This is a genomic window from Microcystis sp. M20BS1 (genome assembly GCF_020245305.1).
Taxonomy (GTDB): Bacteria; Cyanobacteriota; Cyanobacteriia; order Cyanobacteriales; family Microcystaceae; genus Microcystis; species Microcystis ichthyoblabe_A.
This window is the reverse complement of sequence record NZ_JADBUZ010000155.1, coordinates 1-15090: the sequence shown is the minus strand read 5'-3', so window position 1 is coordinate 15090 and position 15090 is coordinate 1. Positions and strand designations below refer to the sequence as shown.

Annotated in this window: 13 protein-coding genes; 12 read left to right on the top strand and 1 reads right to left on the bottom strand. The window is 36.2% G+C overall.

Annotation, left to right across the window (positions count from 1 at the left end):
* Positions 1-37: 37 nt before the first annotated feature.
* The 11 genes from fni (at position 38) to IM507_RS15470 (ending at position 13693) form a co-directional block, all read left to right on the top strand.
* Positions 38-1081, top strand: coding sequence for a type 2 isopentenyl-diphosphate Delta-isomerase (fni, locus tag IM507_RS15520; protein WP_002733320.1), 1044 nt, complete (start codon positions 38-40; stop codon positions 1079-1081).
* Positions 1075-1707 carry a LysR family transcriptional regulator gene (locus tag IM507_RS15515; RefSeq protein ID WP_002734096.1) on the top strand — a complete coding sequence of 211 codons (633 nt, stop codon included), beginning with the start codon at positions 1075-1077 and terminating at the stop codon, positions 1705-1707. Before fni ends, IM507_RS15515 begins: the two co-directional genes overlap by 7 nt.
* 96 nt (positions 1708-1803) lie before the next feature.
* Positions 1804-2430: a cupin domain-containing protein gene (locus IM507_RS15510; protein ID WP_002733836.1), complete on the top strand. Its 627-nt coding sequence runs from the start codon at positions 1804-1806 to the stop codon at positions 2428-2430.
* A 48-nt stretch (positions 2431-2478) separates the two neighbouring features.
* A complete protein-coding gene (locus IM507_RS15505) occupies positions 2479-3279 on the top strand; it encodes an SDR family oxidoreductase (RefSeq protein ID WP_002732949.1) in 801 nt (266 codons plus the stop codon).
* Between the two features lie 38 nt (positions 3280-3317).
* Positions 3318-4262 (top strand): putative capsular polysaccharide synthesis family protein, encoded by a 945-nt coding sequence (locus IM507_RS15500; protein WP_069474086.1) that lies wholly within the window; start codon positions 3318-3320, stop codon positions 4260-4262.
* Between the two features lie 91 nt (positions 4263-4353).
* Positions 4354-7632, top strand: coding sequence for a non-ribosomal peptide synthetase (locus IM507_RS15495; RefSeq protein WP_002732387.1), 3279 nt, complete (start codon positions 4354-4356; stop codon positions 7630-7632).
* Between the two features lie 38 nt (positions 7633-7670).
* Positions 7671-9407, top strand: a complete 1737-nt coding sequence (locus IM507_RS15490; protein ID WP_123230861.1) for a condensation domain-containing protein — start codon at positions 7671-7673, stop codon at positions 9405-9407.
* A 60-nt stretch (positions 9408-9467) separates the two neighbouring features.
* Positions 9468-10244, top strand: coding sequence for an SDR family NAD(P)-dependent oxidoreductase (locus IM507_RS15485; RefSeq protein WP_002733257.1), 777 nt, complete (start codon positions 9468-9470; stop codon positions 10242-10244).
* 80 nt (positions 10245-10324) lie between these two features.
* Positions 10325-10837, top strand: a complete 513-nt coding sequence (locus IM507_RS15480; RefSeq protein ID WP_042790284.1) for a condensation domain-containing protein — start codon at positions 10325-10327, stop codon at positions 10835-10837.
* Between the two features lie 79 nt (positions 10838-10916).
* The gene (locus IM507_RS15475) at positions 10917-11525 is read left to right on the top strand and encodes an acyltransferase (protein WP_002732414.1); all 609 of its coding nucleotides are present in this window, start codon (positions 10917-10919) and stop codon (positions 11523-11525) included.
* Between the two features lie 173 nt (positions 11526-11698).
* Positions 11699-13693 carry an ABC transporter ATP-binding protein/permease gene (locus tag IM507_RS15470; protein WP_287637299.1) on the top strand — a complete coding sequence of 665 codons (1995 nt, stop codon included), beginning with the start codon at positions 11699-11701 and terminating at the stop codon, positions 13691-13693.
* Between the two features lie 13 nt (positions 13694-13706).
* Here IM507_RS15470 and IM507_RS15465 read toward each other — a convergent pair whose 3' ends face one another.
* Entirely contained in the window at positions 13707-14159 is a 453-nt protein-coding gene (locus IM507_RS15465; RefSeq protein ID WP_002731648.1) for a hypothetical protein, read from the bottom strand.
* Between the two features lie 53 nt (positions 14160-14212).
* Here IM507_RS15465 and pyrE point away from each other — a divergent pair, with 53 nt between their 5' ends.
* Positions 14213-14902 carry an orotate phosphoribosyltransferase gene (gene pyrE / locus IM507_RS15460; RefSeq protein ID WP_002794035.1) on the top strand — a complete coding sequence of 230 codons (690 nt, stop codon included), beginning with the start codon at positions 14213-14215 and terminating at the stop codon, positions 14900-14902.
* The last annotated feature ends 188 nt before the right edge of the window (positions 14903-15090 follow it).

Genomic DNA, 15090 nt, shown 5'->3' with positions numbered 1-15090 from the left:
TCAACTTAATGTTTAACCCTCCTGCTTGATAACAACTATGCCATCACCTAATCTTCCCAGTGAAATTGAAAATCGTAAAAGTGAACATCTGCGAGTTTGTATCGAAAAAGATGTAGAATTTCAACAACTTACAAGCGGTTTAGAAAAATATCGTTTTACCCATTGTTGTCTTCCTGAACTTGACCGTAGCGATATTGAACTGGGGACAACCTTTTTAGGGAAATCTTTAAAAGCTCCAATTCTCATCTCTTCCATGACCGGAGGAACAGAATTAGCCCATTTAGTCAATACTCGATTGGCAACGGTCGCTCAACGCTATGGTTTAGCGATGGGGGTGGGTTCTCAACGCATTGCACTCGAACAACCGGAATTAGCGCCGACCTTTGCAGTCCGTTCTCTGGCGCCGGATATTCTCCTGTTAGCGAATTTAGGGGCTGTACAGTTAAATTACGGCTGCGGTTTAGAAGACTGTTTAAAATTGGTGGAATTATTAGAAGCTGATGCCTTAATTCTGCATCTCAATCCTTTACAAGAATGGGTGCAATCGGGAGGCGATTCTAATTTTAAAGGGTTACTCGCTAAAATTCAGCAAATTTGCGCTCAATTACCCGTTCCTGTCATCGCCAAAGAAGTCGGAAATGGCATCTCTGCGGTGATGGCCAAACAATTAATTGAAGCCGGAGTCGCCGCGATTGATGTGGCGGGAGCCGGAGGCACGTCCTGGGCTAAAGTCGAAAGCCAAAGAGCCAAAGACAACAGACAAAGGCATCTCGGACAAGTTTTTGCCGATTGGGGTTTACCTACGGCTGAATGTATTACCGCCATTCGGTCGATGAATTCAACCATTCCTTTAATTGCTTCTGGGGGCTTAAAAAATGGCTTAGATCTTGCCAAATCTATCGCTCTAGGAGCCGATTTAGGAGGGTTGGCTCGTCCGTTTCTCGTAGCAGCGATTGAATCAGAAGCCGCCGTTGATGAGTTGGTAAAATTTTTAATTGCTGAACTTGAAATTGTTTTATTTTGTACCGGAAATCCTAATTTATCCACCCTTAAAACTTCAGGAGCCTTAAAACCATGTTAAAGTTTTCAATGGAATTGTGTTATCCTCAGCTTGATATCAAAACTTTAAGCGTTGGCACTTTGGGTCCTAAAGAAACCAGCAGCGAACAAACCTTAAATTATCTAATTTCTCAATGGAAATTACAACAGATTTCGGTTAATAGTCATTTATTTGATAGCTTTACAGATTTAAAGGAATCTTTACTCCAAAATCAGATAGATTTGGCGTTAGTCCCCCATGCCTATGAAAAAATTAATGATTTCTATATGGAACCGAGGTTTAAACTAGGTTTTATCTTCACCTATCCCACACCCGTTTACGGATTAGCCAAGCGAAAAAATGAAGAAATCGTTTTAGAAAATTGTACCCTGGTCACTCATCCCGCTCCTCTTCCTTTACTTCCTTATTTATTACCTGGCGACCTGAATCAAAATAAGATTAAAATCAAATTTGTCAATTCTACCAGTGTGGCCGCTATTCAAGTTAAACAAGGGTTGGCAGATTTAGCCATTACCAATGAAAATGCCCTCCGAGAATATGATTTAGAATTTATTTCACAATATGGTAAAATTGAGATGAGTTGGTCTTTATTTCACAAAAAGGAAAACACCATGATTCAAAGTATTTATTTACCAGTGCATACCTAAAAAAGCTACCTATCCGCTCAAAATAGTTGCCTTCATCACATAAAAATAATTGAGAGTTTAAATCTCAATTTCATTTTGAACCTGTACCCTAAAATCATGTCTGAATTTTTCCCAATTCCCAAGCCTATTAAACTCAATCCTCATGTAGAATTAGAGGTTTTTCAATGCCAAGATACCATTTTTCAATTATACGTTATAGCTCCTAATGCTAAACTTGAATCCCACCAACATCCTGAAAGTCAAATTGGCATGGTATTCTCAGCAGAACTAGAACTGTATATTAAAGATTTGATTAAACCCTTAAGACCTTTGCAAGATGTTTATATAGCTGATGGCAATATTCCTCATGGTGCTTTTAATCCTTTATCAGAACCGATGATTGGATTTGATCTTAAACGGATTACCTCTGCTTTACCGTCAGAAGATGTTTTATTAACACTATCCAACAACCAAGATAAAATCACTCATTTACCTTGTCAATCTGTTAAGGGTTCTTGGTTTGAAATTGTCATGATGAAAATCCCTTCTGGTTATTCCATTCCCCCACATCAAGGTGAGCAAGAAGAAATCGGATTTATTTTGAATGGAAAATTAGAAATCTCCATAGAAAATGAAGGACAGTTTTTAGAATATGGTCAAATTTATTATGCTCCTTCAAAAGTTTTAAAAAAGGGATATAATTCATCGAAACAAGATATTAATTTGATTAAAATTTTAATTTAGTTCGTTTTATGATTTTAAGTTTAACCTCAAAATGCTAGGACAAAGTTTATGGATTTAGGATTAAAAGATAAAGTGGCTTTGATTACGGGAAGTAGTGCGGGAATTGGGTTTACTATTGCTGAAAAATTAGCAGAAGAAGGCTGTCACTTAATTATTTGTGGTCGCAATTCCCAACGCTTAGAACAAGCTTATCAATCTCTGGCTCAAGCTTATCCTGTCCAAGAAATTCTGAGTTTAGTGGCTGATGTCCATCAAGCTCAAGATTCTGAACAATTAATACAGGACTCTTTAAATCAATATGGCAAAATTGACATTTTAGTCAATAATTCTGAAGGAGCTAACTTTGCTGATAATTTAATTGAAAACCTTTCCGATGAAGATTGGTTAAACGTTTTTCAAGGAAAATTAATGGGTTATATTCGCTTAACCAATTTAGTGTTACCGATTATGAAAAAACAACATTGGGGAAGAATTGTTAATATCATTGGGACATCGGGAAAAGAGCCATCTCCTCGTTTAGTTAAATCGGGTGTTGTCAATGCAGCTTTAATGAATTTTACCAAATCAGTAGCTAGACAAACCGCCCCCTATAATGTTTTAATTAATAGTGTTAACCCCGGCGTTATTGACACCCCTAGACATCGAGAATATTTAGAAATTTATGCCAAAAAGGAGGGAACGACCCCAGATTTAATCCGAGAAAGAATTCTAAAAACAATTCCCATGAATCGAATTGGTACGACTGAAGAATTTGCTAATCTCGTTGTATTTTTAGCTTCAGAATGTGCGAGTTATATAACGGGAATTACGATTCCGATAGATGGGGGTTTATCCTCGTCAGCATTTTAAATTGATCTGTCAAGCCAAAATCAACAACCACAAGTGTTATGAATAGCGAATCTAAATCTCAAATGTTAGACAAATTTGTTCCCTATTATCCGACTAAAGATACTCGTAACTTTCCCATTTTTTCCTATCTTATCAATAATGTTAATATTTGGAGGCTGAAACACAAATTTAAACAAGAGCTTGAACAACCTTCGGTGATCCTGGTTTATCAAATGGGTAAAGTTGGTTCTGCTAATCTTTATCTGGCTATTAAAAGAACCTTTCCAGAAAAAGCGGTGTATCATGTTCATAATTTAAACCCAGAAATTGTTGCCAAAATTTGGGATAAAATTCATCTTACTCAACCTTATTATTTGAGTACGATAGAACATTCTTTGACCACCAAATATTTAAGTGATCATCTCGAAACAATTAAGGATAAGGATAAGATCAGAATTATTGCGGGAGTAAGAGATCCCATCGCTCGTAATATTTCTTGGTTTTTCCAAATTATCGATTGTGAGTCTGCTTTTCCCCAATTTTTCCGAAAATTTAAGGAAGGATTAATTACAATTGACGATATGGTAAATTGTTTTTGGTCACAAAAATTTGTTTTTAGCAAACAGTTTGATTGGTTTGAATTAGAGTTAAAATCTGTTTTTGGAATTGATATCAGTGAGATTGATTTTCCCAAAGAAAAAGGTTATACAATTGTTGAATTTCCTGACAAAAAAATTGAGTTATTATTATTCAAATTAGAAAAACTTGACTCTTGTTTACAAGAAATGACACAAGCTTTCTTTGGAATTGAGAAATTAGATTACCAAAAATTGAAATTGATTGACGTAGATTTGGAGTATCATCGTATCTATGAAAATTTTAAAAATAGTCTCACCTTTAGTGATGAATATTTAGAAAAAATTTATGATCAACCATTAGTGAGTCATTTTTACACCGATGAAGAAATTAACAAATTTAAACTCAAGTGGTCTAGTCAACGTTAAAGGTAATTCGTTCTAAGTTTATCGTATTTATTGAATAAAATTTGATTCAATAAACTCACGCACATTTTTATTTAATCTATTGGGAAAAATAATGGTAACACCTCAACAATCTAGGGTTAGTAAAAAAGATATTGAATCCATTTATCCCCTTTCTCCCATGCAGCAGGGGATGCTGTTTCATTCTTTATATAATCCAGAATCAAAGACGTATTTATCACAAATTCAAATCACCTTGCAAGGCAATTTAGATATTAATGCGTTCCAACAAGCTTGGCAAAAAGTAGTAGATAGACATAGTATTTTACGGACTTGTTTTGCTTGGAAAAAAACCAAACAGCCTTTACAAGTGGTTAGAAAAAATGTCACCTTGCCTTGGTTTAATCAAGATTGGCGATCACATTCTCCCGCCGAACAAGAAACTAAATTTCAGGAATTATTAACCTCTGATAAAGAGCAATATTTTGAATTAGATAAAGTCCCCTTACTTCGATGTCATTTAATTCAAGTCGAAGATCAAAAATATGAATTTATCCATACTGGACATCATATTTTATTAGATGGTTGGGCAACAGCAATTCTGTTGAAAGAAGTTTTCGATTTTTACGCTGGACTCATCAACTATCAACCCGTCAATTTACCCACACCCCGCCCTTATCAAGACTATATTAATTGGCTACAACAGCAAGATCAAACTGAAGCCGAACGATTTTGGCGACAAAATCTTCAAGGTTTTACCTCTCCAACTCCATTAGTCGTTGATAAACCGTTAAATCCTCTTGTTACTCAAAGTAAAAATTATCTTCATCAAAAATCAAAACTTTCTCCAGAAATTACCAGTCGTCTGAAATTACTCGCCCAAGAATATCGCCTTACTCTTTCTACCCTAATTCAAGGAGCTTGGGCTTTATTATTGCATCATTATAGTAGTGAATCTGATATTGTATTTGGGGCAACCGTTTCGGGACGACCGCCCAATTTTACTGGGATTGAATCGATGGTGGGGATGTTTTTAAATACCTTACCCGTTCGCATCCAAATTGAGTCTCAACTTGAATTATTAACTTGGTTTCAACAACTACAACAAGAGCATTTAGAACGAGAGCAATATAGTTATAGTTCTCTAATTGATATTCAAAAATGGAGTGAAATTCCGTCCCCTCATTCAGTTTTTGAAAGTTTTGTTGTCTTTGAAAATTTACCCTTTAGCGACAATGATAGTGATAATTTAGGCGGTTTACAAGTCGGTGAAATGCAAGATTATGGCAATGCTGATTATCCCTTAACGGTTATTGTCACCCCTGGAGAAGCCTTAAGTATCAAAATTATTTATCCTCAAGAACGATTTGAAAATGACACCATTGAACGGATATTAGGTCATTTTAAAACCTTATTAGAAGGAATCGCTATTAATCCCCATCGTCGGATTCAAGACTTACCTTTATTAACGGAAGCTGAACGTCAATTATTATTAATTGAATGGAATCAAACTGCACCCCAAAAGCCTCTTAAACACTGCGTTCATGAATTATTTGAACAACAAACCCTCAAAACCCCTTCAGCCATCGCCGTTGTTTTTCAAGAGCAACAATTAACCTACCAAGAACTGAATGAATCTGCTAATCAATTGGCTCATTATTTACAAAAAATTGGGGTGAGTTTTCAATCTTTAGTCGGGATTTGTTTAGAACGGTCTGTTAATATGGTAATTGCCGTTTTAGCGGTGTTAAAAGTAGGCTGTGTTTGTGTTCCCCTAGATCCAACCTATCCTCAAGAAAGACTTTCTTACATCCTGCAAGACACCCAAATCAAAACCTTATTAACCCAAAAAGATTGTCAATCCCTCTTAAACAGTGAAACCATTTCTCAACGGATTTTATTGGATGAACAAGGGTCAGAAATTGCCTTAGAACCCAAGACTAATCTTGACAACCCCGTGAGTTTAAAGGATTTGGCCTATATTATTTATAGTTCAGGCTCTACGGGTGTGCCAAAAGGGATTATGATCCTGCATCAATCCTTAACCAATATTATTGAGCATCATCAGGCGAAAATGTCACCGGAGAGAAATTTCTTACAATTTGCTCCCTTCAATTTCGATGTTAGCTATCACGAAATGTTTGCAGCCTGGTGTTTAGGAGGAACCTTATTTATTGTTCCAGAAGATGCCCGCTTAGACCTTGCTAAAATAAGTCAATTATTGGCAAATAACCCCATTCATAAAGCGATTTTGCCCGTTACTTTGTTACAACAATTAATTGAAACCTATAGTGAGGAAACCTACTTATTTGCTAACTTGCGTGAAATTATTTCAGCTGGAGAGCAATTACAAATTACTCCAACGATGATTTCTGTATTCAAAAAACTCGAACATTGTACCCTTTACAATTATTATGGACCCACAGAAGCGGATATCGTTACCAGTTATACCTTTGACCCTAATCCTGAGCTTTGGCCGAAGTATATTCCCATTGGTAAACCCGCGATTAATGTGCAAGTTTATATTTTAAATTCCCATCTTCAACCTGTACCCATCGGAGTCACTGGCGAGTTATATGTTGCGGGTGGCGGTTTAGCGCGGGGTTATTTCAACAATCCCCAATTAACCAAAGAAAAATTTATTGCTAATCCCTTTAGCGATAATTCATTGCTGTATAAAACTGGAGATTTAGCTCGTTATTTACCCAATGGAGACATTGAATATTTAGGAAGAATTGATGATGTGGTGAAAGTTAGAGGTTATAGAATTGAATTAGGGGAAGTAGAAACTATTTTAAATCAACATCCTCAAATTGCCCAAGCCATTGCTACAGTTCAGGGAGAAACCGCCAGAGAAAAATATTTAGCCGCTTATTTTATTCCCCGTCCAGGTGAAACCGTAAACCAAGTTGAATTACGTCATTTCCTTGAAAACTGGCTACCCGATTATATGATTCCCTCTGCTTTTGTGGTGATGGAATCTTTTCAACTCAGTCCTAACGGTAAAGTTGATCGAAAAGTCTTACCAATACCCGATAAAAACCCCTTATCGTTAACTCAAAATTATGTCGCTCCTCGCACTGCAATTGAAGAAGTTTTAGCGGTAATTTGGGCAGAAATTTTAGAAGTCGAACGAGTTGGGATTGAAGACGATTTCTTTCTGTTAGGTGGGCATTCTTTAAAAGTGATTCAACTGATTAGTAAAATCCGTCAAACCTTAGAAATTGAAGTTTCTGTGCGTCAACTTTTTAATCACTCAACCATCAGCCAATTAACTCAAGTCATGGTTGAATTAGTGGGGAATGAAGGGTTACTAAATGAAATTGCCGTAACGGTTCAAGAAATTTCCCAACTTTCACCAGAAGAAGTTCAAGCTTTATTATCTCAAAACTAAAAAAAATAAGTCAACCACTTCTGAATTATTAATTACAAATGAAAAACAACTCTCAAGATCAACAAAAATTACTCAAGCTCCTGCTTCAAAAAAAAGGTATTAGTTTTAAAAAAGTAAATACTATACCTAAACGCCAATCATCCAACTCTGAATTAATTCCTATCTCTTTAACTCAGTTAGAACTTTGGTTTTTTGCTCAATTTTATCCAGAAAATTGTATTTATAACTTGCCTTGTATTTATCGCATTGAAGGCTTGCTTAATGTTCCTGCACTAGAGGAAAGCTTAAGAGAAATTGTCAAACGTCATGAAAGTTTGCGGACAACTTTTACTTGTATAGATGGAAAAGTGTTCCAAAAAATTACAGATGATCCAGTTTTTGATTTTTCAATTCTTGACCTACAAAGACTTAGTGAAGTGGAGCAAAAAAAAGAAACCCAAAGATTGTTATCAGCAGAAATTAACCGATCTTTTGATTTAGAAAAAGATTCATTATTTCGCAGTAAAATTATAAAATTTGCTGAAAATAACTATCTGTTAATTATGACAATCCATCATATTATTGCTGATGGTTGGTCTTTGAATATTTTGACTAAAGAGTTAGGCATTCTTTATGAAGCTTTTTGTCTGAATAAACCTTCACCTTTGCCTGAATTACCGATTCAATATGGTGACTTTTCTCTGTGGCAATGGCAATCAATAAAAGATAATTCATGGCAATCTCAGCTGAATTTTTGGAAGAAACATATAGGGATTAACCCACCCATTTTAAAACTTCCTACTGATTACCCACGCACAACGGCTCAACCTGTTGAAGCAGCTATTCATCATTTCCTCATTTCCCAAAACTTAACAGACGCATTAAAGTCATTAAGTCATCAAGAAAAAGCGACTTTGTATATGACTTTATTAGCCGCCTTAAAAATATTACTCTTTTACTATACAGAACAGACAGAAATTATTATTGGTGGAGTTGCGGCTAATCGTAACCAACCCGAAACACAAGATTTAATCGGACTTATGGTTCAGTTTCTCCCCTTATATACTCATGTAGAAGGTCAAGCCAATTTTCGAGACTTGCTGCATCAAGTAAAAGAGATGAGTTTAGAGTTTGATGCTTATCAAGAAATTCCTTTTATCACGTTAGTGGAAAAATTAAAACCCATTAGGGATACTCAATATGCTTTGTTTCATCAAGTCATTTTCCTTTTCCAGAATGCTCCTAAACAAGATTTAAAATTCATCAATCTGACAGTCACAGACGAGTTATTAAAAATGGATATAGAACCCCATAGTGCCGAAAATGATTTAACTATATCCCTTGAAGAAACTGAGCAAGGTATGAAAGGTGCTTTCGTGTATAAAGCTGATTTATTTACGGCTGAAACTATTACTCAAATGGAACAATATTTTCAGCAGTTATTGAAGAATATTGTCACTGATCCTAATAAAACCATTTCTGATCTATGTCCTTTCTCTGAATCCGTCTCTTTCTCAGACAATACTTCCCCCTTGTCTTTATCAATCAATGAAATTAAATCTAATGACTTACCCCATAATCTAACTAGAGAAACCATGGTCAATATCTGGCAAGAAGTTTTAGAATTAGAAGAAATTAGTGTTAATGATAACTTTTTTGACCTTGGGGGGGATTCTCAAAAAGTTATTCAGGTAATTGATAAAATTGGTAAAATTCTTAAAATTAATTGTACTTTGCGTGATTTTTTTGAAAATCCCACTGTAGCACGTCTAATCACAACCTTTAAAAATAAATGAATTTAAGCGTATTTCCCTAGCTTTAAAAATGGTATAATTACAAAAAAAATACAGAAAAAAATGACAAATCATCTCTTTGATTTAACAGGTAAAGTTGCAATTATCACGGGTGCTGCCCGAGGAATTGGTCGGGTACTAGCGCAAGGATTAGCACAAGCTGGAGCTAAGGTAGTAATTGGTGATATTAATCAAGTTGGTGCTGAACAAACGGTTCAACTGATTCAAGAAGCAGGAGGCGAGGCCATCGCAATCCAGACCGATGTTCGTCAACGTCAAGCTTGTCAGAATTTAATTAACCAGACGGTTGCTAATTATGGTCAACTCGATATTATGGTCTGTAATGCAGGGGTTGAAATTCTCAAAAACACTGATGAATTAGAGGAATTTGAATGGGATCAGGTTATTAATGTTGACTTAAAAGGTTATTTTAATTGCGCTCAACTCGCAACCAAACAAATGATCAAACAAGGAACAAAGGGATCAATTATTATGAATTCTTCTATCTGTGCTTTCGTTGCTGTTCCCAAATCTTCAGGAGCATATAGCGCCGCAAAAGGTGGTGTCAATCAATTAGTAAAATCCCTAGCGGTCGAATTAGCTAGTCACAAAATTCGAGTCAATGCTTTTGCACCGGGGTATATGAATAATATGATGGAAGGAACAGAAGGTTTACGTTCAACTTCCGATGAAATGGACGAATTATATACTAGAATTCCCATGAAACGAACCGGAGATTTAGAAGAGTTAATTGGCCCTGTCGTGTTTTTAGCGTCCGAAGCTTCCTCTTATGTAACTGGAGCAATTTTAATGGTAGATGGAGGTTATACCGCTATTTAGCATCAATAATTAAACAATTTTTAGGTTGATTTGTATCCATCAAACCAACCTAAAATCACTGAATTAATCCTATTTAAACCATGTCAAAAATGAACCATAACTCTCAAGACAAACAGAAATTACTCAAGCTGTTACTACAAAAAAAAGGAATCGGTGTAAAAACAAATACGATACCTACTAGGAATCCGTCTCAACTTGTACCGCTTTCTTTTTCTCAAGAACGACTTTGGTTTTTGTACCAATTAGAAGCTAACGGCTATACCTATAATATGCCGTTTCGCTTTCAAATTGACGGCAATTTGGACGTTAATATCTTTAGAAAAGCTTTGGAAACTATTATGCAACGTCATGAATTGTTGCGAACTTGTTTTCAAGAAGTTGACAAAACTCCTCGACAAATTATTAAACTAAAAATTCAGTTAAATTTGCCTTTATTGGATTTACTACAAGAACTTTCTCATTTATATGAAGCTTTTGACAAAAATAATCTAATCCTTGATCAAATTTCCCTATTCAATACGGTGATTTTCCCGTTTGGCAAAGACAACAGTTATTTTGCATATTTTACTAAAAGTGGGTTTTTAACACAATAAATGTCGATTTAATCATACCCGATAAGCTGAATTGCACCAGCTTATCTCATCCATTCATTAATTTCACGAGTAAAATCTTATGTTTAATTTAAAACATCAATTATATTTATTAATTTCAAAATTTTTAGAAAAACAAAAACGGATCGAAAAACATAAAAAACTTTCCGACAATGCTACATTTCACAGTTCCGTCAAATTTATCGGAAAGTGTATAAACTATAGGGAGGATAAAACTCTAATTCAAATTGGAGAGAATACAGTAATTATCGGAGAATTAGCTATATTTCCTTTTGGTGGAAAAATAGAAATAGGGAGAAATTGTTATATTGGTGAAGGAACTCGAATTAGATCAGCTACTTCTATCAAAATTGGAAACGAAGTTATAATTTCCGATGATGTCAGTATTTATGATACCGATGCTCATTCATTAAATTATGTTTTAAGACAGAAAGAATTTATGGAAGTACTCATTTTGAATAATCTGATTAAGGATGCTAAGGATGTTGATATACAATCTGCACCCGTGGTGATAGAAGATCATGTTTGGATTGGATTTAATGTTGCGATTCTTAAAGGGGTTACGATTGGGAAAGGGGCAATTATTGGAGCAGGTTCTGTTGTAACAAAAGATGTAGAACCTTTTACCATCGTTGCGGGTAATCCTGCCAAAATTATCAAACGATTATGAATCTGATCCAATTCGGTTAATATTCATTCCTGATCTGTAGAAAAGCCAGAAAATAGTAGTAATATAATTTGTGATAATAATGCAGATTTTTATGGTATGCTGAATTGATGTCTAACTCAAGAGATAGACATTAAAAGTTCTAATGTCCCCCATTTTAGATCAAGGAGAATCCTATGAATGTTGCAGAAAAAACCTCAGATAGTATAAATCTCAAAGAAGATGTCCGAACTTTCAATCAATCTCTTCAAGAATTTTTAAGATTTATTCAAGTTTATTGGTATCCTAAAGAACACCAGGATAGAGCCTTTTCACAGATTATTCGTTCCTGGGGAATGCTCGTTTTATTGTTTTTATTATTAGTGGGATTAGTAGGTCTTAATGCGTTTAATAGTTTTGTTTTTAGAGACTTAATTACCTTCACAGAAGCTAGGGATGCAGAAAAATTAACTCATCTTGTCATTATTTATGCGATTACCCTAGGCAGTATGACGTTTTTCGGAGGATTGTCCAAGTTTCTTAAAAAACTAATTGCGCTAGATTGGTATCAATGGATCAATAGTAGTATCTTGCAAAAATATTTTAAAAATCGTGCTTATTATCAAATCAATTTTAAAGGAGATATTGAAAATCCAGATCAACGTTTATCCCAAGAAATTCAACCCATTGCCAGAACAACGATGGACTTTTTAACAACCTGTGTTGAAAAAGTTATGGAGATGCTGGTTTTTATTGCCATTCTTTGGTCAATTTCTAAAACCATTTCTATTGTGCTTCTGGTTTATACGATTATTGGAAATATTGTTGCCACCTATATTACTCAACAATTAAATAAAGTCAATAAACAACAATTAGAAATCGAAGGAACCTATAAATACGCCATGACTCATGTTCGGACACACGCCGAATCAATTGCATTTTTTAGAGGGGAAGAAAAAGAGTTAAATATTATTCAAAGAAAGTTCAATCAGGTGATTAAAATCATGATTGAAAGAATTAATTGGGAAAGAACCCAAGAATTTTTTAACCGCGGCTATCAATCCATTGTTCAAATCTTCCCCTTCTTAATTGTTTCCCCATTATATATTAGTGGTGAAATTGAGTTTGGACAAGTTAACCAAGTCAGCTATTGTTGCTATTTCTTTTCCACAGCCTTATCCGTGTTAGTGGATGAATTTGGACGCTCCGGTGAGTTTATTAATTATATTGAACGTTTAGAAGAGTTTTACCAAGCTTTAGAGGGTGTAAGCGAACAAACCAACCCAGTTAATACCATTAAAGTCATTGAAGATAACAATCTAGCTTTTGATGATGTCACCTTACAAACTCCCGATGCCGCTAAAGTGATTGTCGAACATTTATCCCTGTCCGTTGAACCAGGGGAAGGTTTATTAATTGTTGGGCCAAGTGGTCGAGGAAAAAGTTCTCTTTTACGCGCTATTTCTGGGTTATGGAATACAGGTACAGGTCATTTGGTGCGACCTCCCCTCGACGATTTATTATTTTTACCCCAACGTCCTTACATCATTTTGGGAAACCTGCGCGAACAGCTAATTTATCCTCAAACGACAACGGAGATGAGTGAATCCCAATTAAAAGAAATCTTACAAGAAGTTAACCTGCAAGATGTTCTTAATCGCATCAAAAATTTTGATGAGGAAGTGGATTGGGAAAATATTTTATCTTTAGGAGAACAACAGCGTCTAGCCTTTGCGCGACTATTCGTTAATCAGCCAGATTTTGTGATTTTAGATGAAGCCACCAGTGCTTTAGATTTAAAAAATGAAGATCATTTATATAAACAGTTACAACAAACTGGCAAGACCTTTATTAGTGTCGGACATCGAGAAAGTTTGTTTAACTATCATCAAAGGGTTTTGGAACTTTCCGAGGATTCTACTTGGCGTTTAATGAGAATGGCAGACTATCATCCATCAGCAGCGATTGCAACTCATTCTAACAATGACCAAACCGTTGATGAAACGATAGAAATTGTCTCTGAAATGAACAATCAAGACAATTTTACCCATCAAGAAATGCAAAAACTGACCAACTATAGCTTAAGTACGATCAAAAATAAAGCCAGTCGAGGTCAAATGATTGTTGCCAATGATGGCATGAGCTATCGTTATGACAAAACCCTTGATATTGCCAAATGGGTGAGAGTTTAGCTTCTCAGATGGATTAAAATCCGCCTGGACTTAAATAACTGGGATTTTCCTGTAGGGAAGTATCGAAGGGATTGGGTAAATCTTGGGTGCGAATTAAAGGTCCAGACTGTTGCTGTTGCATGACATCATAGTATAAAGTTTCGACCAATTTCGCATCCCGAGTAATCAGATTATCGAAATAGGAACCTTGCATAAAAGTACGCCAACCAAAAAGAGAGTTTAACTGTCCTAAAATGCTGGTGTAGTCGTAGAAACGACCCGTATTGTTATTAACAGCGCGGTTAAACAAACCAGGGATATTATTAAATCCTACCGCCGTATCGGGAGAGGGGACAAGTTGCAATTGTTGGGTTTTTACCGGTGCCGGAGTGGTGGCGGGGGAACGTTGGGCGATCGCACTAGGCGGACTCAACCAAACTAAACCGGTTAAACAAAACAGGGAAGGAAGTAAAAACTTAGCGCGCATGGGTAAAAATCTCCTCACAGGGATAGGGTTAATTAAAAAATTGCTTCAATGGGATGAGAAAGAAATCAATACTAGCGATCGAGTCAATATATAATGACTTTTGGCTTAATTGTAACCGAAATTTTGGAGTCAGTCAGGCTCCCAATCCTGAAAATATGGCTAATTCCTCGGTGGCGAATCTCGATACTGCTTCCCTGCGTCAATTTCTCCTCGATGCTCTTGTCCGTCTTGCCTATCGAGAGGGAGATTTCACCCTGTCTTCAGGACAAAAAAGCAGCTACTATATCAATGGTAAACAAGTTACCCTCACTGCGGAGGGAGCTTTAGCCGTGGGGCGTTTATTGCTGTCCCTACTGCCTCCAGATACCCAAGCGGTGGCAGGATTAACCCTAGGAGCGGATCCGATTGTCAGTGCCGTTAGTGTGGTATCTGCCTACGAAAATCGCCCGATTCCAGCTTTAATCGTCCGTAAAGAGGCAAAAGGTCACGGTACTATGGCTTATATCGAGGGGCCGACTTTAAACCCCGGTGCCGCGGTGGTTGTCCTCGAAGATGTGGTGACAACGGGGAAAAGTGCCATGGTAGCGGTAGAAAGATTACGCAATGCGGGTTATCAGGTAGATTTAATCATTGCTTTGGTGGATAGAGAACAAGGAGGGGCGGAATTTTACCAATCTCAGGGAATACAGTTTCAAGCTTTGTTTTCGATTCGGGATCTACAGGCGGCTTATCAGAAAAAATAGGGTTTGCGGCAAAAAGTTTTTCCTGGTGGCAGGGTGTGGGGTGTGGAGTGTGGGGTGTGGGGTTTTACCAGTTTTGAGGTGGCCAATTACCTAATTTTCAGGGAAAAAGTCCAGGGATTTTCCCCCTGATCACTCCCATGCCTGGTACTTTTTGATTGACAAAAAGTCTAAAAGTCTTACCCAACAAG